At 64.5% G+C, this 18,108-nt stretch carries 14 protein-coding genes; 5 read left to right on the top strand and 9 right to left on the bottom strand.

The genetic code is table 11. The features are described from left to right. Positions 1-121 precede the first annotated feature (121 nt). Positions 122-5,020, top strand: a complete 4,899-nt coding sequence (locus tag DM807_RS05660) for an alpha-2-macroglobulin family protein (protein ID WP_179027146.1) — start codon at positions 122-124, stop codon at positions 5,018-5,020. 164 nt (positions 5,021-5,184) lie between these two features. Here DM807_RS05660 and DM807_RS05655 read toward each other — a convergent pair whose 3' ends face one another. Beyond that, positions 5,185-5,478, bottom strand: a complete 294-nt coding sequence (locus DM807_RS05655; protein ID WP_012270337.1) for a hypothetical protein — start codon at positions 5,476-5,478, stop codon at positions 5,185-5,187. A gap of 77 nt (positions 5,479-5,555) precedes the next feature. On the opposite strand from DM807_RS05655, the gene pbpC reads away from it, so the two are divergent. Further along, complete coding sequence (pbpC, locus tag DM807_RS05650) at positions 5,556-7,910, top strand: peptidoglycan glycosyltransferase PbpC (protein ID WP_012270338.1); 2,355 nt, start codon at positions 5,556-5,558, stop codon at positions 7,908-7,910. A 92-nt stretch (positions 7,911-8,002) separates the two neighbouring features. Then, entirely contained in the window at positions 8,003-9,667 is a 1,665-nt protein-coding gene (locus DM807_RS05645) for a ShlB/FhaC/HecB family hemolysin secretion/activation protein (protein WP_179027145.1), read from the top strand. A gap of 39 nt (positions 9,668-9,706) precedes the next feature. On the opposite strand, the gene DM807_RS05640 is transcribed toward DM807_RS05645, so the two are convergent. From DM807_RS05640 to DM807_RS05605, 8 genes are all read right to left on the bottom strand, one after another. Further along, complete coding sequence (locus DM807_RS05640) at positions 9,707-10,483, bottom strand: response regulator transcription factor (RefSeq protein ID WP_012270340.1); 777 nt, start codon at positions 10,481-10,483, stop codon at positions 9,707-9,709. A 119-nt stretch (positions 10,484-10,602) separates the two neighbouring features. Further along, on the bottom strand, positions 10,603-11,073 hold the full coding sequence (locus DM807_RS05635) for an A24 family peptidase (protein ID WP_012270341.1): 471 nt from the start codon (positions 11,071-11,073) through the stop codon (positions 10,603-10,605). 213 nt (positions 11,074-11,286) lie between these two features. Then, positions 11,287-11,856, bottom strand: coding sequence for a DUF4136 domain-containing protein (locus DM807_RS05630; protein WP_012270342.1), 570 nt, complete (start codon positions 11,854-11,856; stop codon positions 11,287-11,289). Positions 11,857-11,875: 19 nt separating this feature from the next. Then, on the bottom strand, positions 11,876-12,511 hold the full coding sequence (locus DM807_RS05625; protein WP_012270343.1) for a DUF4136 domain-containing protein: 636 nt from the start codon (positions 12,509-12,511) through the stop codon (positions 11,876-11,878). A 22-nt stretch (positions 12,512-12,533) separates the two neighbouring features. Continuing rightward, positions 12,534-13,283: a methyltransferase domain-containing protein gene (locus DM807_RS05620; RefSeq protein ID WP_012270344.1), complete on the bottom strand. Its 750-nt coding sequence runs from the start codon at positions 13,281-13,283 to the stop codon at positions 12,534-12,536. Next, positions 13,280-13,585, bottom strand: coding sequence for a MazG-like family protein (locus tag DM807_RS05615; RefSeq protein WP_012270345.1), 306 nt, complete (start codon positions 13,583-13,585; stop codon positions 13,280-13,282). Before DM807_RS05615 ends, DM807_RS05620 begins: the two co-directional genes overlap by 4 nt. Positions 13,586-13,643: 58 nt before the next feature. Beyond that, positions 13,644-14,495, bottom strand: coding sequence for a MaoC family dehydratase (locus DM807_RS05610; RefSeq protein ID WP_179027144.1), 852 nt, complete (start codon positions 14,493-14,495; stop codon positions 13,644-13,646). A 2-nt stretch (positions 14,496-14,497) separates the two neighbouring features. Beyond that, positions 14,498-15,850 (bottom strand): 3-oxoacyl-ACP reductase, encoded by a 1,353-nt coding sequence (locus DM807_RS05605; protein WP_179027143.1) that lies wholly within the window; start codon positions 15,848-15,850, stop codon positions 14,498-14,500. 117 nt (positions 15,851-15,967) lie between these two features. Between DM807_RS05605 and DM807_RS05600 the strand changes: the two genes are divergently transcribed. Together DM807_RS05600 and DM807_RS05595 are read left to right on the top strand one after the other, a co-directional pair. After that, positions 15,968-17,245: an acetyl-CoA C-acetyltransferase gene (locus tag DM807_RS05600; protein WP_179027142.1), complete on the top strand. Its 1,278-nt coding sequence runs from the start codon at positions 15,968-15,970 to the stop codon at positions 17,243-17,245. A 66-nt stretch (positions 17,246-17,311) separates the two neighbouring features. Then, positions 17,312-18,091: an AraC family transcriptional regulator gene (locus DM807_RS05595; RefSeq protein WP_060493796.1), complete on the top strand. Its 780-nt coding sequence runs from the start codon at positions 17,312-17,314 to the stop codon at positions 18,089-18,091. The last annotated feature ends 17 nt before the right edge of the window (positions 18,092-18,108 follow it).

Below are 18,108 nucleotides of genomic sequence, written 5' to 3'. Positions count from 1 at the left end.
ACCACCAGGCAACCATTTCGCGCGACCGTGGTCTTACTGGGCGCGCAACGCCGGGTGCCGCACCTGACGTTGCGCTATAGTTGCTGCCCTCACGTACACGCTGCCCAAGAGTTCCTACTCCATGTTCAACAAAGGATTGTTGCTGGCCTGCGCGCTGGCGTTGCTCAGTGCCTGTGACTCATCCGCGCCGGACAAACCGGCGCCGGACAAACCGGCGGCCACCGCGCCCGCCGAAGCCCCCGCCCCCAAACGCGAAGACCCGGCCGTGCTCGCCAAGCGCTACGAGGGCCGCGAACTCACGGTGCTGGATGTATCCGAAGTGCAGCTCGATGGCGCTGCGACGCTGTCGATCAGCTTCTCCGCGCCGCTGGATGCCAAGCAGGACTTCGCCACCAAGGTGCACCTGGTCGACACCGTCAAAGGCAAGCTCGACGGCGCCTGGGAGCTCTCCGACAACCAGATGGAACTGCGCCTGCGTCACCTGGAACCGCAGCGCAAGCTGGTGCTGACCGTCGACAAGGGCCTGCTGGCGGTCAACGGCAAGCAACTGGACAGTGAATCGATCACCCAGCTGGAAACCCGCGACATGCAGCCGACCATCGGCTTTGCCAGCCGCGGCTCGCTGCTGCCCACGCGCCTGGCCGAGGGGCTGCCGGTGATTGCCCTGAACGTCGACAAGGTCGATGTCGAGTTTTTCCGGGTGAAGCCGGAAATGCTCTCGTCTTTCCTGGCCAGCTGGGGGCGCAACAGCAGCCTGTACTACTACCAGTCCAAGGAAACCCTGGACATGGCCGAGCTGGTCTACAGCGGCCGCTTCGACCTCAACCCCGCCCGCAACACCCGCGAAACCGTGCTGCTGCCCATCGCCGGCATCAAGCCGCTGCAGGACCCGGGCGTGTACCTGGCAGTGATGCGTGCTTCGGGCACTTACGACTACTCGCAGCCGGCGACCCTGTTCACCCTCAGCGACATCGGCGTGTCGGCGCACCGCTACCGCGACCGCCTGGACGTGTTCGCGCAGGCGCTGGAAGGCGGCAAGGCGATGAGCGGCGTCAATCTCGAAATCCATGACGAGAAGGGCAAGTTGCTGGCCCAGGCCAGCACCGATGGCAAGGGCCACGCCCAACTGCCGATCACGTCCAAGGCCGATACCCTGATTGCTACCCAAGGTGTGCACACCACCCTGCTGCGCCTGAACACCGCCGCCCTGGACCTGGCCGAGTTCGACATTACCGGCCCGCAAGCCAACCCGTTGCAGTTCTTCATCTTCGGCCCGCGTGACCTGTATCGCCCAGGCGAAACGGTGCTGCTCAACGGCCTTCTGCGCGACCAGGACGGCAAGCCGGTCAAGGCCCAGCCGGTGAGTGTGGAAGTGCGTCGCCCGGATGAGCAGGTGAGCCGCAAGTTCGTCTGGGAGGCCGACAGCAATGGCTTGTACCAATACCAGTTGCAGCTCGCCACCGAGGCCCCGACTGGCCGTTGGCAACTGCTGCTCGACCTGGGCGGCGGGCGCAAGCAGGTGTATGAATTTCTCGTCGAGGACTTCCTGCCTGAACGCCTGGCGCTGGAGCTGAAGGGCAGCAGCACGCCGCTGTCGCCGGAGGAGGATGCGCGCATCCAGGTCAATGGCCGTTACCTCTATGGCGCCCCGGCTGCCGGTAATCGCCTGAGTGGCCAGGCCTATGTGCGTCCCCTTCGCGAAGCGGTGCCTGCGCTGCCGGGCTACCAGTTCGGCTCGGTCACCGAAACCGAGCTGAACCAGGACCTGGAGCTGGACGAAGTCACGCTCGATCAGGCTGGCAAGGCCGTGGTCGATATCGAAAGCCGTTGGGCCGAAGCCCGCTCACCGCTGCAACTGACCGTGCAGGCCAGCCTGCAGGAGTCCGGTGGCCGGCCGATCACCCGTCGTCTGGAGCAACCGATCTGGCCTGCCGAGCGCCTGCCGGGCCTGCGTGGCCTGTTCGAGGGTGAGGAAACCGATAGCGACGGGCCGGTGGAGTTCGAATTCCTGGTGGCCGACCGCGACGGCAACAAGCTGGCGGCCAACGACCTCAAGGTACGTCTGATTCGCGAGCGCCGCGACTACTACTGGAACTACTCGCAGAGCGATGGCTGGAGCTACGCCTACAACGAGAAGTTCCTCACCCAGCGTGAGGAGACCGTTAGCGTCAAGGCCGGCTCCACGGCCAAACTGAGCTTCCAGGTTGAATGGGGCCCGTACCGCGTGGAGGTCGAAGACCCGCAGACCGGCCTGGTGTCCAGCGAGCGCTTCTGGGCCGGTTATCGCGCCCAAGATAACGCCGAAGGCGGCGCGGTGCGCCCGGACCAGGTCAAGCTGGCGCTGGATAAACCGTCCTACGCCGATGGCGCTACTGCCAAGGTCACCGTCACGCCACCTGCTGCTGGCAGCGGCTACCTGATGATCGAGTCCAGCGATGGCCCGCTGTGGTGGCAGGAGATCGACGTGCCCGCCGAGGGCAAGACCTTTGATGTGCAACTGGACAACGCCTGGGCGCGCCACGACCTTTACATCAGCGCGCTGGTGATTCGCCCTGGAGAGCGCAAGGCCAACGCCACACCAAAACGCGCCGTGGGTGTGCTGCACCTGCCGTTGGACCGCGCCGAACGCAAGCTGGCGGTGAGCCTGCAGGCACCCGAAAAAATGCGCCCGAAACAGCCGCTGACCGTAAAGGTGAAAGCCGCCAATGCCGATGGCAGCGTGCCCAAGCAGGTGCATGTGCTGTTGTCTGCGGTGGACGTGGGCATCCTCAACATCACTGATTTCAAAACCCCGGACCCGTTTGCCAGCCTGTTCGGGCGCAAGGCCTATGGTGCCGACCAACTGGACATCTACGGCCAGTTGATCGAAGCCGGCCAGGGCCGCCTGGCGAGCCTGGCGTTTGGCGGTGACGCGGCAATGGCCAAGGGTGGCAAGCGCCCTAACACCACGGTCACCATCGTCGCCCAGCAGAGCCTGCCGGTGACCCTGGACGACAAGGGTGAGGGCCAGGCCACGGTCGATATCCCCGACTTCAACGGCGAACTGCGGCTGATGGCCCAGGCCTGGACCGAAGAACACTTCGGCATGGCAGAAGGCAAAACCGTGGTCGCTGCACCGTTGATTGCCGAGCTGTCGGCGCCGCGCTTCCTGGCCGGTGGCGACCGCACCAGCCTGGCACTGGACCTGGCCAACCTGTCGGGCCGTGCTCAACAGTTGAACGTTGAAATCACCACCGATGGGCAACTGAGCCTGGCGGCCAACGCCGTGCAGAGCGTTAACCTGACCGAAGGCCAGCGCTCGACACTGATGATCCCGGTACAGGCCCAAGGGGGCCTGGGGCAGGGTAAAGTGCATGTGCGGGTCACTGGCCTGCAGTTGCCAAACGAGCCCGCCACCGCGTTCGAGCGTGAGTGGACATTGGGCGTGCGCCCAGCTTATCCGGCGATGCTCAAGCACTACCGCGTGGCGTTGAAAGACCAGCCATGGACCTTGCCTGAAGCGGACCTGGCAGCTTTCGAACCTGCCGGCCTGGAAGCCAGCCTGGCCTTGTCGAGTCGGCCGCCGCTGAACCTGGCCGAGCAGATTCGCGCGTTGGAAGCCTACCCCTACGGTTGCCTGGAACAGACCACCAGCGGCCTGTACCCGTCGTTGTACGCTGATGCCGATAGCCTCAAACGCCTGGGCATCAAGGGCGAGCCGGCGCAGGTGCGCAAGCGCAAGATCGAAATGGGCATCGAGCACCTGCTGGGCATGCAGCGCTACAACGGCAGCTTTGGCCTGTGGAGTTCGGACAGCGAAGAAGAGTACTGGCTCACCGCCTACGTCACCGACTTCCTGCTGCGTGCCCGTGACCAAGGTTACGGCGTGCCGGCCGAAGCGCTGAAGAAGGCCAGCGAGCGCCTGCTGCGCTACCTGCAGGAACGCAACCTGATCGAAGTCGACTACAGCGAAAATGCCGACCACACTCGCTTTGCCGTGCAAGCCTACGCGGCGCTGGTGCTGTCGCGCAGCCAGCAGGCGCCATTGGGTGCCCTGCGAGGCCTGTTCGAGCGCCGCGCCGATGCCCGTTCTGGCCTACCGCTGGTGCAATTGGCGGTGGCACTGGACAAGATGGGTGACAAACCGCGTGCCGAGCAAGCCTTGCAGGCGGGCCTGGGCATCAGCCGTGGCAAAGGCTGGATGGCCGATTACGGCAGCGCCCTGCGTGACCAGGCGCTGATCCTGGCACTGCTGCAGGAAAGCAACCTGGCCAGCAGCCAGGTCGATCAGCGCCTGTTCGCCTTGTCGGATGAGCTGGCGGCCAACCGCTGGCTGTCTACCCAGGAGCGCAATGCACTGTTCCTTGCCGGCCGTAGCCTGCTGGGCAAGCCGGAAGGCAAGTGGCAGGCACGCCTGGACAGTGCTGGCGAGGTGCGCGAGTTCAACAATGCCGAGGCCGGCATGAAGCTGGAAGGCCCGCTACTGGCATCGCCGCTGAGTGTGCAGAACGAAGGCAGCGAGACGCTGTACCAGCAGCTGACCTTGTCGGGCTACCCACGCCAGGCGCCTGCTGCTGGCGGCAATGGCCTGCAGATTCGCCGAGAGTACTTGGGCATGAATGGCCAGCCGCTGGACCTGCACAACCTGCGCAGTGGTGACTTGGTGCTGGTGCACCTGGCGCTCAAGGCTGAAGACCGTGTACCGGATGCGCTGGTGGTGGATTTGCTGCCAGCAGGCCTGGAGCTGGAAAACCAGAACCTGGCGCAAAGCGCCGCCAGCCTGGACAACGCCAGCAGCGCGGTGAAGGAGTGGCGCGAGTCTATGCAGAACGCCAGCGTGGTGCACCAGGAGTACCGTGATGACCGTTATGTTGCCGCGCTCAAGCTCGACAGCTACGGCACCACCCACCTGCTGTATCTGGCGCGGGCAGTGACCCCGGGCACCTACCGCGTACCGCCGCCGCAGGTTGAGTCGATGTACCGGCCGAACCTGCAGGCTGTGGGCGATGGGCAAGGGGAGATGACCGTAAAAGCCCGCTGAGGCTACGCGGTCTGTTGTAGGAGCGGCCTTGTGTCGCGATCGGGCCGCAAAGCGGCCCCAAAACCTGAGCGCGCGGAGCAACTGTGGTACCGCGTCGCCAGGTTTTGCGGCCGCTGCGCGCCCGATCGCGACGCAAGGCCGCTCCTACAGGAATGGCGCAGTTTCTAGTGAATCACCCAACTCATCACCCACAACCCCAGCACCAGCCAGATGATCCCGAGGATGATCGAGGCGCGCATGAACGCACGGATTGCCGAGTACAGCAGCATAAGGCCGATGATCAGGGCCAGGATGCTGAGTAGCGAGGTGTCCATGCCCAAGGTGCGCGCCAGGCCGTCGATGAAATTGCCACCGGCATTGGCCAGCAGGTTGAACAGCCCGCTCAATGCGTCGACGATGAAGCGGATCAACGACCCCAGTGCCTGGCCCAACCACTCGAAAAAACCTTCTACATGCATAGTTGCTTCCTGATGAACGAATCGGCGAGGTTGCCGTCCCAAAGCCTTTGGCCATTACCTGGCCAGGTCGGTTCCCGATGCCAAGCTTAGCGCGGCCACATCGCCATGCGGGCAGGATGTTGCGTGCCACGCTGATCGGCGTGCTGGTGCTGTGCGGCCTGTTGTGGCTGGCTGATCGTATCTGGCCGCTGCCCATGCCGGGCGACGACCTGGCCCGGGTGGTGCTGGCCGAGGACGGGACGCCGTTGTGGCGCTTTGCCGATGCTGATGGCGTGTGGCGCTACCCGGTCAGCCCCGAACAGGTGTCGCCGCTGTACCTGCAGGCCTTGCTGACTTACGAGGACCGCTGGTTCTACAGCCACCCTGGGGTCAATCCACTGGCCTTGGCCCGCGCTGCCTGGTTGAACCTGCGCGGTGGGCGCGTGGTGTCGGGCGGCAGTACGTTGTCGATGCAGGTGGCGCGCCTGCTCGACCCGCACGACCGCACCCTGGCTGGCAAACTGCGCCAGTTGTGGCGTACGGCGCAGCTGGAATGGCACTTGTCCAAGCGCGAAATCCTGCAGATCTACCTGGACCGCGCGCCGTTCGGCGGCACCTTGCAGGGCGTGGCCGCTGCCAGTTGGGCGTACCTGGGCAAGTCGCCCTTGCACCTGACACCCGCTGAAGCGGCGCTGCTGGCGGTGCTGCCCCAGGCACCCAGCCGGCTGCGCCCAGACCGCCACCACGAGCGTGCTCAGCGCGCGCGCGACAAGGTGTTGCAGCGCCTGGCCGAATACCAGGTGTGGCCTGAGCGGCAAATCCGCGAGGCGGCCGAGGAACCGTTGGTGTTGGCGCCACGCCAGGAGCCGGCCCTGGCACCCTTGCTGGCCCGGCGCCTGAACAGCGCCGACAGCCCGCCACTGATTCGCACCACGCTCGATGCCGCACTTCAGCGGCGCCTCGAAGACCTGCTGCTGGGTTGGCGCGCCCGGCTACCGGAGCGCACCTCGGCCGCCGTCCTGGTGGTCGATGCGCAGACCATGGCGGTGCGCGCTTACCTGGGCTCGATAGATTTGGCGGACGAGCGCCGTTTTGGCCATGTCGATATGGTGCGCTCGCTGCGTTCGCCCGGTTCCACCCTCAAGCCGTTTCTCTACGGCATGGCGCTGGACGATGGCCTGATCCATTCCGAATCGCTGCTGCAGGATGTGCCACGGCGTTATGGCGATTATCGCCCCGGCAACTTCTCCATGGGCTTCAGCGGCCCGGTGTCGGCCAGCTCGGCGCTGGCCCTGTCGCTCAACCTGCCGGCCGTGCAATTGCTGGAGGCCTATGGCCCGAAACGCTTTGCCGCGCAGCTGCGCATGGCGGGCGTGCCGCTGATATTGCCGCCGCTGGCCGAGCCCAACCTGTCGTTGATACTGGGGGGCGCCGGCAGCCGGCTGGAAGATTTGGTGGGTGGCTACGCGGCGCTGGCACGGGACGGTAACAGTGCGAAGGTGCGTTTGCAGCCGCAGGACCCGCTGGTAGAGCGACGCCTGTTGTCGCCAGGCGCGGCGTGGATCATCCGACGCATCCTCAGTGGCCAGGCTCGCCCCGACCGCGACCCGCATGCCGAACTGGTGCAGCGCCCGCAACTGGCCTGGAAAACCGGCACCAGCTATGGCTTTCGCGATGCCTGGTCGATCGGCGTAGGGCCGCGCTACCTGATCGGCGTGTGGATCGGTCGCCCCGATGGCACGCCGGTTCCCGGGCAATTTGGCCTGGCTTCGGCGGCGCCGCTGATGCTGCAGGTGCATGACCTGCTGAGCAACCGTGACAGTCAGCGTGGCATCAGCGTGCCAGTGGCGCGTGTACCGGCAAACGTCGGTGTGGCGGCGATCTGCTGGCCGCTGGGCCAGCCGATGAGCAAGCAGGACCCCAACTGCCGACGCCAGCGCTTCGCCTGGACCCTGGATGGCACCACGCCGCCAACCTTGCAGGCCGCTGACCAACCGCTGGGCCTGGGTTTGCGCGAAAACGTGTGGGTCAACGACCAGGGCCTGCGTGTCGATGGCAGTTGCCCGGGCGCCAAGCCCCGTGAAATCGCCTTGTGGCCGGCGCCGTTGGAGCCCTGGCTGCCCCGCCTCGAACGGCGCGCGGCGCGTCTGCCCGCCCTCGACCCGGCCTGCCCGCCGCAACTACCGGCCAGCGCGCCACCGCTGTCGATCGTGGGCGTGCGCCCCGGCGATAATCTGCGTCGCCCAGCCACCAGCAGTGAGCCGCTGCAATTGCATGTATCGGCCTTGGGTGGTGGTGGACGGCGCTGGTGGTTCCTCAACGGCCAGCCGCTGGGTGAAACCCAAGGGCAGGACAGCTTGCTGCTGCGCTTGCCCCAGGTCGGGCAGGCCGAACTCAGCGCGCTGGACGAAAGTGGCGAGACGGCGCGGGTGGCGTTCCAGGTCAGCGAGTAGGTGTTCGACGGCAGCCGGGCCAGCACCTACGCTTGCAGGTAAGGGGGGTGAGCGGCGGGTGCCCCACAACCCAAGGGAACATGGAGCGCCCTATGCGTCCTCTGGCCGTGCCCCTGCTGTTGCTGCCCTGGGCGCTTGCGGCCCAGGGCGAGCCGTTGCCGGGTTTTCTCGACAGCCATGAATACGAGCGACGCTTGCCCAGCGCCAACCTGCCGATTGCGGTCTACCGCCTCGTCAGCCCCAACATACGGCTGGCCGAGGCGGCTATCCACAAGCCTGACTGGGCTTCGGCCAATACCCCGCTGATACTGCAAAAAGTACGCTTCGAGGGCGGCACGGTGTTCCCCCTGAGCGACCTGCGTGAGCACTACCAAGCGCTGATAGGGCGCCAGACCACGTTGGGTGAATTGCAGCAATATACCGAGCGGCTGACCCAGCGTTATCGGCAGCAGGGCTACTTGTTGTCGTATGCCTATCTACCACCCCAGGATGTGGCAGAGGGTAGGGTCAGCGTGGTGCTGGTCGAAGGTTACCTCCGTGATTACCGCGTGGACGGCGATATCGGCCCGGCCAGCGAGTATTTGCAACAGTTGCTGGCGCGCCTTGAGGCTGAGCGGCCGCTGACGCGGGAAACGCTGGAGCGTTTTCTGGGCCTGGCCGCGCGCATGCCTGGTGTGTCGGTAGAGGCCGAGCTGACAATGGCGCAGGCCGCTGATGGCGCCGCCCGGCTGACCCTGCATGCGCGGCGCAAGCCATTCGGCGCCGCTGTGACGGTGACCGACTCCAGCCGCGACACTGCACAGGCGTTGTTCACGGCAACCAGCAATGCCCAGACCCGCCATGGTGAACAACTCACGGCCAGTTGGCTGCTGCCTCCAGGGGACGACCAGGTCCATTACCAGCGTCTGGACTACAGCCAGTACCTGGACGCCGCCGGCAGTCAACTGCTGCTGTCGGCTTCGCGCTACCGCAGCGAGCCCGGCACGCACATACGCCTTGACCATGGTCGCGATATCACCCGCGAGCACGACAGCGAGCGCTATGCGATAGGGCTTCGTCAGCCGGTGATCGTCAGGCCGGATGAGTGGCTGGTGGTTCAGGGGCACTTGTACGCAGTTCGTGAGCGCGATGAAGACCACACGGATGAGCAGCCATCGTCTCGGGACTACGACACCTACGTACGTGCGCTGTCGTTCGAGGGCGATTGGCGCGAGATGGAACAGAGGCGTATGCGTATCGTCAGTGCTGGGGTCTATCAGGGCCTGGATTACCTTGGGGCTCGAAGCGATGCCGACTACGACCTGGACTTTCTGCGGCTGCGGCTTTCCGGCTTGCAGAGCGACGCACTGCTGGATAACTGGCAGGGCGTGGTGTCCGGGGCCTTGTACTGGAGTGATGACAAGTTGCCCGACAGCGAGCGCGCGGGTTTTGGCGGGCAGAGTTTTGGCCGTGGATACCCGCGTGACCAGGCGGACGGGGACAAGGGCTGGGGTGTGGCTTACGAGCTGAGCTACAGCATGCAGGGGAGCGGGCTGGCGCTGGTTCAGCCATATGCGGCAGTGGACACGGCGCAGGCCTGGCATAACCGAGGGCCGGTGGAGGATGCCCACCTGGCGTCGCTGGCGTTTGGTGTGCGGTTAGGAGATGGGCGCGTGTTCAATGTGGCGCTGGAAGTGGCCAAGCCGTTGGCGGATGTGGCGCTCGATAGCCTGGACCGTGGGCCTCGGCTGACCTTGAGCGTTGACGTTCAACTGTAGGGGCCGCGAAGCAGCCCCGGTAATTTACACGCTGCCCCCTCAATGGGTGGTAAACCGCTGATGCACCGGCGATGAGCTAGGGGTAAGCGCCAGTGCCAGCTGGGTGCGGTTGTGCATGTGGGTCAGGCGCAACACCTGTGACACGTAAAGCTTCACGGTGTTCTCGGTAATGCCCAGCTCACAGGCGATCTGGTAATTGGTCTTGCCTTTGCTGACCAGGCGCGCCACTTCCAATTGGCGTGGCGACAGCTTCTCGAACGCCGCTGGCAGTTCGCTTTCGCTTTCCTCCACGTCACTGGCACGCCGGTGGGTGCCTTGGCCACGGGCTTTTTCCAGGTCCTGATACAGTTCGTCCACTGAGTCGGCCAGCTCTTGCAGGCGCTGGTTCAACCCACCCAGATCACGGAAGTTTCGCTGGCGCTCCAGCAAGGCTTCTTCCTGCCGGCGTACGCCCGCCAGCAGCTCGTCAAGGTCCATCGGCTTCTGGTAGTAGTCGGCAAAGCCTTCGCGTAGCGCGCGGATCACGTCCTGTTTCTCGGCACGCCCAGTCAACATGATGGCTTCGAACATGCGCGGGCTGCCGTCGAGCCCCTTCAAGGCGCGTACCAGCTCAATGCCATCTCGCTCCGGCATGTGCAGGTCACAGATGAGCAGCCCGATGGCCGGGTCTGCCACATATCGCTCGATAGCTTCGTCAGTTGAGTGGGCTGGTATGCAGACATAGCCCTTGGTTTCGAGGAATTCACACAGTTGTTCGACAATGACCGGTTGGTCATCAACCACCAACACCTTCACTTCACTCACTGGTCTGGACACGATCAACTCCCTGTTCGTATACCGCCCTGCTCCCGTGCCAGACGCTCTGGCAGCTTAAAAGTAGTCGCTCTAAGCGAATATGTACAAGGCGTGTACAAGTCTTCGGACCACTGGAAGCCTTATTGGATCCATACGGCCGTCAGAAGAAACCCTGCCAGCACATAGGGGACGAACGCCTGTTTGTCGCCCATTTCCTCGGTCAGGGCCTGCAAACGCTTCTTTACCTTGGGGTTGAGCAAGGTCCACAGGCGCCGGCGGGTAAGCAGCCATACCAGCACACTGACGCCGGCGCCGATAAAGGTGCCGAGCACATATTGCGGGCTGGTGGCCAGGGCCAGGGCGCCCATCAGCTTGACGTCGTCGGCGCCGAAGCGGCCGAGCATATAGCCTGGCAGGGTCAGCAGCATGACGATGGCAAGCGCCCAGCCGGCATCGCTGGCGTCGGCGCCGATCCAGCTGTGGCCGGTGGCGAACAGCCAGATCAGGGCGCAGGTAGCCACGCCCAGGGTCAGCAGGTTGGAGATCTGGCGTTGACGCACATCCTGTTCGGAGCACAAGGCAAGCCACAGCAGGAGAACAATGCTTTGCATTGGCAGGTCGCCCTTCCCAAATGTTGAACACTTCTACCCGGTCAGTCAGGTTTCCTTAAGTGAAGATAGACGGGAACGTGCGGGGGAGTGGGGCGGGATGGGCAAAAAGGCGTGGCTGGAATGGATTTTGTCGTAGCTGACACAGGCCTGCGCGGTCTTTTGCAGGCGCGGCCTGGGCGCAAGGCCGCTCCTGCAAAGACCTGCATCAAGCCGCTATTTCTTGCTGCCTGGCGGATAGTTGGCCAACACCTTGGCCACGGTGTCGTGAATGGCGGTATTGCGTTCTTCAGGACTTGGCGGGTAGTTGTTCATGATCTGCTCGGCACTGCCGCGCCACACCAGCTTGCCGTCACGCCCATCGAACATGTCGACCTGAATCGTGGCGACCTTGTAGTCGACGCTGCGGGTTTCGTTGTACATCGGCCCCCCCCAGTAGCCGCCCCAGTAGCCACCCCAGCCACCGCCATAGTTGGTGGTGATCTGCTGCTGGCGCTGCTCGACGATCAGGTAAGTACGTACGCTCAGATCAGGCCGAGCGCCGCCTTGCACCGGGCGCAGGCCGCGCTGGTCGAGCTGATCGGCGACCGCTTGGCGAATGCGCTGTTCGGTGAGGTCGCTCTTGATCCGTGGGTCGTCCGGGCGGTACTGCAGCCCCGGCTCCTGCCAAGCCCAGCTGCGGTAGGCGGCGAAATCGCGGCTGGCATCGAAATCCTGCTGGACGTTATTGCTGGAGCAGGCGGCGAGCAATAACGCGAATGACAGTAGAACGAGACGGCGCAACATGATGGTTCTCCGTTAGCGATTAACTGGGAGGATAGCCGCTGAGCGCCTTGTGCACAGAATCGCGCAAGGCACTTTCGCGTTCGCGCGGCGAGTCCTTGTCGCTGCCGCTTTCGGCGCTGGCGCTCCATACCGGCTGGCCGCTGCGGGCGTCGTACAGGTCGATACGCACCACCATGACTTCGACCTCGTAGGTGCGCACGATGGGCACACTGGCATAGCCCCCGTAACCATGGCGGTAGCCACCATAGCCGACACCACCGTAGGGGTACGGCCCGTAGTAGGGGTCGTAGGTGTCGTAGTCACGCACCTGGCGCAAGCGTTTTTCCAGGCGCATGTCGGCGCTGACCAACAAGTCGCCGGAGGCCCCTCGGGCGGGGCGCAGGCCATGCTGATCGAGTGCGCCGCTGACGGCATCGGCCAACTGCGCCGGGTCAGCATTGGCCGAGCCGCTGGGTAACTGGCCGTTGCGCCAGCTCCAGCTGCGGTAGTGCCCGTAATCACGGGCGGGCGCCGGGTAGGCACTGGCGTCGAAGGTGGTAGCGGCCTGTGCAGGGGCCGGTGGTAACGGGCGGCTGCTGGCCACATACGGGTTGCTGCCCTGGCAGCCAGCCAGGGCAATGGGCAGCAGGGCCAGGCACAACAGACGGTACGGCATGTATTCCTCCCGGCGGGGCGGGTTAGCGAGGGCGGCAGACCCAGTGCAGGTAACGGCCAAGGCCAGCGAAACCGGGGTGGCGGCGGTAGGCCAGCTCCATTTCCAGCAGGTCGAGCAGCTCGGCCTTACCCTGGAACTCCTTGGGCATGTAGTCGTGGAACACCCGCACGCCGCTTTCGCTTTCAACCTGCCACATAGGTTCAAGTTGCGCCTTGAGTTCGCGTGGATCAAGCGGTTTCTGTGGGGTCAGGCTCTGCTTTTCACCTTCCAGACGGTTGCTGCGCAACTTGCGGAAATGGCCCTTGAGCAGGTTGCGATAGACCAGTGCATCGCGGTTGTAGAAGGCCAGCGATAACCAGCCGTCGGGGGCGGTGAGCTGGTGCAGCACAGGCAGGATGCTCTCGGGTTCGGCCAGCCATTCGAGCACGGCGTGGCAGAGCACCAGGTCGTAGGGCTCGGTCAGTTGGCCAAGCAGTTCTTGCCAGGGCGCATGAATGAAGGTGGCCGGTTGGCCCGCTTCGGCAAAGCGCGCACGGGCGCCGTCGAGCATGGGGGCTGCGGGCTCGGCCAAGGTCAGCTGATGGCCGCGCTCGGCCAGCCACAAGGCCATGTGGCCCAACCCGGCGCCAATGTCGAGGATACGTAGCGGGCGGTCGGGCAGCGCCTCGGCCAGGTCAGCCTGCAGCACGGCCAGGCGGATCGCACCTTTGGCGCCGCCGTAGATCTTCTCGGCAAAGCGCGTGGCCAGCTCATCGAAGTGACGGTCGTTCATAGGGCGAAGCGCCTCTCGCTATCGGCCAGCTTGGCCCGCACCACCTGATCCATGTCCAGGCCCAGTTCGCTGCAGAGCAGCAACAGGTAGAGCACCACATCGCCGACTTCCTGGCCGGCGTGGGCCAGTTTGTCGGCAGGCAACTGGCGCGATTCGTCCTCGCTCAGCCACTGGAAAATTTCCACCAGTTCGGCCATTTCGACGCTGGCGGCCATGGCCAGGTTCTTTGGGCTGTGGAAGCCGCGCCAGTCGTTGTTGTCGCGGATCTGATGCAGGCGTTGGGTGAGTTCTTGCAGGTTCATCGGGGGTCTCCTAATGCTGCATAGCTTCTGCCCAGGCCCGATGCAAAGCAAGCGGCGCCTACAGCAGAGCCCAGCGCCCGACCATATGCAGCACACCTCCATGGCCATCCAGCCGCAACGTCCCCGAAGGGCCCGCCTCACTGGCACTGAGCACCACCTCCGAAGGCAACCTTACCGGCTTGCGAAAATCCACCTCGAAGGCATAGCCACTGTGCGGCAGGTGCCCGCGTAATGCGGCCAAGGCCATGGCCTTGGTCCACATGCCATGGGCAATGGACGTGGGAAAGCCGAACAACCGCGCACTGACTGCACTGAGGTGAATAGGGTTGTAATCCCCGCAAACCTTGGCATAACGCCGGCCGATATCACTGTCGGCGTACCAGCGGGTGGCCTCGGGCAAAGAACCAGGTTCGGCGTCAGCGGGCTCATCCACTTCGCCTTCCAGCTTCAACCCACGCACCAGCATACGGCTGGTTTCACGCCACAGCAGACCGATGCCGTCTTCAGCCTCGGTGACCAGGTCGAAGGTGCCACCTTTGGCATGGGGCTGCAGGTTGTGCGCATACACCGCAAAGCGCAGCCCTTCGATAGCGCCAAGCGGGCGCAGTACCTCAATGCGGTTGTGCAGGTGCACCAGGCCGAGTAGCGGGAAGGGGAAGTCATTTGCGGTCATCAACTGCAATTGCAGGGTAAACGCCATGACATGGGGATAAGCCGCCGGCAGGCGGCCATCATCGGGAAAGTGGCACAGCCTTCGATAGGCGTTCAGATTGCCCGGCTGAACCCGGATGAAACAGCGCAGGCCATCCTCCGGCAACTGCTCGCCGCTGATTGTGCGCTTGCTGGCTGCACGCAGATAAAGGCAGGCGCGGGCCGTTGGGCTGTGCAGGTCGTGCCACTGTCGGCTCATGCTCAAGCCCCCATCAATGCCTGGCCGCAAACGCGCAGCACCTGGCCGTTGACAGCCCCTGAGCCCGGCTGGCTGAGCCAGGCAATGGCTTCGGCGACATCTTGCGGGCGCCCGCCCTGGCCCAGTGAACTCAAGCGTCGCCCGGCCTCGCGCAGGCCCATGGGCATGGCTGCAGTCATATGGGTTTCGATAAAGCCGGGGGCCACTGCGTTGATGCTGCCACCGCGCTCGGCGAGCCGCGGCGCCCAGGCCTGGGCCAGGCCAATCAGCCCTGCCTTGCTGGCGGCATAGTTGGCCTGCCCACGGTTCCCGGCAATACCGCTGACCGATGCCAGCAGGGTGATGCGTGCGTTTTCCCCCAGCGCGCCGTTGTCATACAGCGCCTGGGTCAGCAACTGCGGGGCCTTGAGGTTGACGGCCAGCACTGCGTCCCAGTATTCCGGCGTCATGTTGGCCAGCGTCTTGTCGCGGGTGATACCTGCGTTGTGCACTACGATGTCGATGCCGTCGGGCAGGGCCGCAACCAGTTGCGCTGCCGCGTCGCTGGCGCAGATATCCAGTGGCAGTGCCTTGCCGCCTAGGCGTGCCGCGAGGGCGTCGAGGTCTTGGCTGGCTTGGGGCACATCGAGCAGTAGCACCTCGGCGCCATCGCGGGCCAGGGTTTCAGCTATGGCAGCGCCGATACCGCGTGCGGCGCCGGTGATCAGAGCGCGGCGGCCCCCCAATGGGCGGGTCCAGTCCTCGACCTGACTGGCACAAGCCCCCATGCGCAATACCTGGCCCGAGATGAAGGCACTCTTGGGCGAGAGAAAGAAGCGCAGGGCGCCTTCCAGCTGGTTCTCGGCATCGGGGGCGACATACAACAATTGGGCGGTCGCGCCGTTGCGCAGCTCCTTGGCCAGCGAGCGGCTGAAGCCTTCGAGGGCGCGTTGAGCAACGCTGGCCAACGGGTTGTCGAGGCCTTCTGGTGCACGGCCAAGCACCAGTACATGGGCACACGGTGCCAGGCTGCGCAACAGCGGCTGGAAAAATTCGCGCAACTGCTTCAGTGCATCGCTGTCGGACAAATGACTGGCATCGAACACCACAGCCTTGATTTTCGGCCCCAGGCCGGCCACCCAGGCTTCAGCCTGCAGGTTGTCGGCATTGAAGCTGTAGACCTCGTCGGTCAGGCACGGGGCGATGGCTTCGACCTGGCTCGCCAGAGGCCCGCCACCCAATACCAGGGCGCCTTCCACCGGGCGCAGGCGGCCAGCTTGCCAGCGCTCCAGCGGCGCCGGACGTGGCAGGCCAAGGGCATCCACGAGGCGACGGCCGAGATTGGAGTTGGCAAAACCGAGGTAGCGATCGCTCATGGGTGGTCTCCTGAAAGGCAAGCTTGAAAGTGTGGACCAACTTTGTGGCAGGGTCGTTCGAATACGGTAAAAACACCTAGGCTGTACGGATCAAATTGTTTCAGGAGGAGCTAGCGCATGCGTTCATCTCGCCGGGTCGCGATCCTGGGCGGCAACCGAATCCCCTTCGCCCGCGCCAATGGCGCCTACGCCACGGCCAGCAACCAGGCGATGCTCACCGTCGCGCTCGAAGGGTTGGTCGAGCGCTATCGCCTGCATGGGCAGCGCCTGGGTGAGGTGGTGGCTGGCGCAGTGCTGAAGCACTCACGCGACATGAACCTGACCCGCGAATGTGTGCTGGGGTCGCGCCTGTCCCCGCAGACACCGGCCTATGACATCCAGCAAGCCTGCGGCACCGGGCTGGAGGCAGCGCTGCTGGTGGCCAACAAAATTGCCCTGGGGCAGATCGACTGCGGTATTGCCGGCGGTGTGGATACCACCTCCGATGCACCCATTGCCGTCAACGAAGGCCTGCGCCATATCCTGCTGCAGGCCAACCGTGGCAAGAGCCTGGGCGAGCGGCTCAAGCCCTTCTTGAAACTGCGGCCTCATCACCTGAAGCCCGAGTTACCGCGCAATGGCGAACCGCGCACGGGGTTGTCGATGGGCGAGCATTGCGAGCGCATGGCCCAAGCCTGGCGCATTGGTCGCGCCGAGCAGGACGAGCTGGCGCTGCTCAGTCATCAGAAGCTGGCTGCGGCCTATGCCGAGGGTTGGCAGGACGACCTGCTAACGCCGTTTCTCTCGCTGACTCGGGACAACAACCTGCGCCCGGACCTTGGCCTTGAGCAGTTGGCCAGGCTTAAACCTGCCTTTGACCGCAGTGGGCAAGGCACCCTGACGGCGGGTAACTCCACGCCGTTGACCGATGGTGCTTCGCTGGTGCTGTTAGGCAGCGAGGCGTGGGCGCAGCAGCAGGGGTTGCCGGTGCTCGCCTATTTGGTCGATGGGGAAACCGCAGCGGTAGATTTCGTCACGGGCCGCGAAGGGTTATTGATGGCGCCGGTGTACGCTGTGCCACGCTTGCTGGCGCGCAATGGCCTGGCACTGCAGGACTTCGATTACTACGAAATCCACGAAGCCTTTGCTGCCCAGGTGCTGTGCACGCTGAAGGCCTGGGAGGATGTCGATTTTTGCCGCGAGCGGTTGGGGCTGGAGACGCCGCTTGGGGCGATCGACCGCAGCAAGCTCAACGTCAAGGGCAGTTCGCTGGCGGCCGGGCATCCATTTGCGGCGACCGGGGGGCGGATATTGGCCAACCTGGCCAAGTTGCTGGCGACGGCGGGGAAGGGGCGTGGGCTGATTTCGATCTGTGCGGCAGGTGGGCAGGGGGTGACGGTAATCGTCGAGCGATGACACAGGTTGAACATCGAGACGATGCCAGCTGTTAGGCTTGTCTGGTCAGAACTACAAGAAGCCGCCATGCCGATTATCGGTCATCCCCGCGCTATTCCGGCGCTGGACCACCTGCCCAGGCCCCTCTACGCCCGTGCCGAAAGCCTTGGTGCCGGTTCCTGGACCACCCGCCACCAGCACGACTGGGTGCAGTTTTCCTACGCGATCAGCGGCGTACTCGGCGTGTACACGCGTGACGGCAGCTACTTTGCCCCGCCACAGTGGGGGGTGTGGATCCCTGCCGATGCCGAGCATGAAGTGGTCACTTCGATGCAAGCCGAGATGCGCAGCCTGTATGTGCGCCGCGATGCCTGCCCATGGGCGCCTGAGCAATGCCGGGTGCTTGAGGTGACACCACTGGCACGCGAACTGATCAAGCAGTTTTGCCTGTTGCCGGCGGATTACCCGGAGGGTGACAGTGCCGAGGCGCGCTTGGTGGCGGTGCTGCTCGACCAGTTGCGCACGTTGCCGGAAGTCGGTTTTTCACTGCCCTTGCCACGCCACCCTGGCTTGCTGGCGCTGTGCAATGGCTTGATCGCCGCGCCGGACCAGCCGCAGACCTTGCAGCAATGGGCGCGCGAGCTGGGGTGTTCGGAGAAGACGCTGATGCGGCTGTTCCAGCGGGAGACCGGGTTGAGCTTTCGCAATTGGCGGCAGCGCATGCGGTTGCTGTCTTCGCTGGCGCTACTGGAGGCGGGGGAGAATGTGACCGAGGCGGCGCTGGGGTGTGGGTATGACTCCACATCGGCCTACATTGCGGCGTTCAAGCAGTTGTTTGGGGCGACCCCGGGCGAGCTGAAACTTTAGTGCTCGGTTGCCGGTGC

The organism is Pseudomonas hunanensis, assembly GCF_013393325.1.
GTDB classification, from domain to species: domain Bacteria; phylum Pseudomonadota; class Gammaproteobacteria; order Pseudomonadales; family Pseudomonadaceae; genus Aquipseudomonas; species Aquipseudomonas putida_P.
The sequence above is the reverse complement of the archived record's forward strand: the minus strand, read 5'-3'. Positions and strand labels throughout refer to the sequence as shown.

Coding starts and splice junctions, on each gene's coding strand:
- DM807_RS05635 (WP_012270341.1), bottom strand. CDS start 11,073: ATGCAAAGCATTGTTCTCCTGCTGTGGCTTGCCTTGTGCTCCGAACAG.
- pbpC (WP_012270338.1), top strand. CDS start 5,556: ATGCCAAGCTTAGCGCGGCCACATCGCCATGCGGGCAGGATGTTGCGT.
- DM807_RS05595 (WP_060493796.1), top strand. CDS start 17,312: ATGCCGATTATCGGTCATCCCCGCGCTATTCCGGCGCTGGACCACCTG.
- DM807_RS05615 (WP_012270345.1), bottom strand. CDS start 13,585: ATGAACCTGCAAGAACTCACCCAACGCCTGCATCAGATCCGCGACAAC.
- DM807_RS05605 (WP_179027143.1), bottom strand. CDS start 15,850: ATGAGCGATCGCTACCTCGGTTTTGCCAACTCCAATCTCGGCCGTCGC.
- DM807_RS05610 (WP_179027144.1), bottom strand. CDS start 14,495: ATGAGCCGACAGTGGCACGACCTGCACAGCCCAACGGCCCGCGCCTGC.
- DM807_RS05630 (WP_012270342.1), bottom strand. CDS start 11,856: ATGTTGCGCCGTCTCGTTCTACTGTCATTCGCGTTATTGCTCGCCGCC.
- DM807_RS05625 (WP_012270343.1), bottom strand. CDS start 12,511: ATGCCGTACCGTCTGTTGTGCCTGGCCCTGCTGCCCATTGCCCTGGCT.
- DM807_RS05600 (WP_179027142.1), top strand. CDS start 15,968: ATGCGTTCATCTCGCCGGGTCGCGATCCTGGGCGGCAACCGAATCCCC.
- DM807_RS05645 (WP_179027145.1), top strand. CDS start 8,003: ATGCGTCCTCTGGCCGTGCCCCTGCTGTTGCTGCCCTGGGCGCTTGCG.
- DM807_RS05655 (WP_012270337.1), bottom strand. CDS start 5,478: ATGCATGTAGAAGGTTTTTTCGAGTGGTTGGGCCAGGCACTGGGGTCG.
- DM807_RS05620 (WP_012270344.1), bottom strand. CDS start 13,283: ATGAACGACCGTCACTTCGATGAGCTGGCCACGCGCTTTGCCGAGAAG.
- DM807_RS05660 (WP_179027146.1), top strand. CDS start 122: ATGTTCAACAAAGGATTGTTGCTGGCCTGCGCGCTGGCGTTGCTCAGT.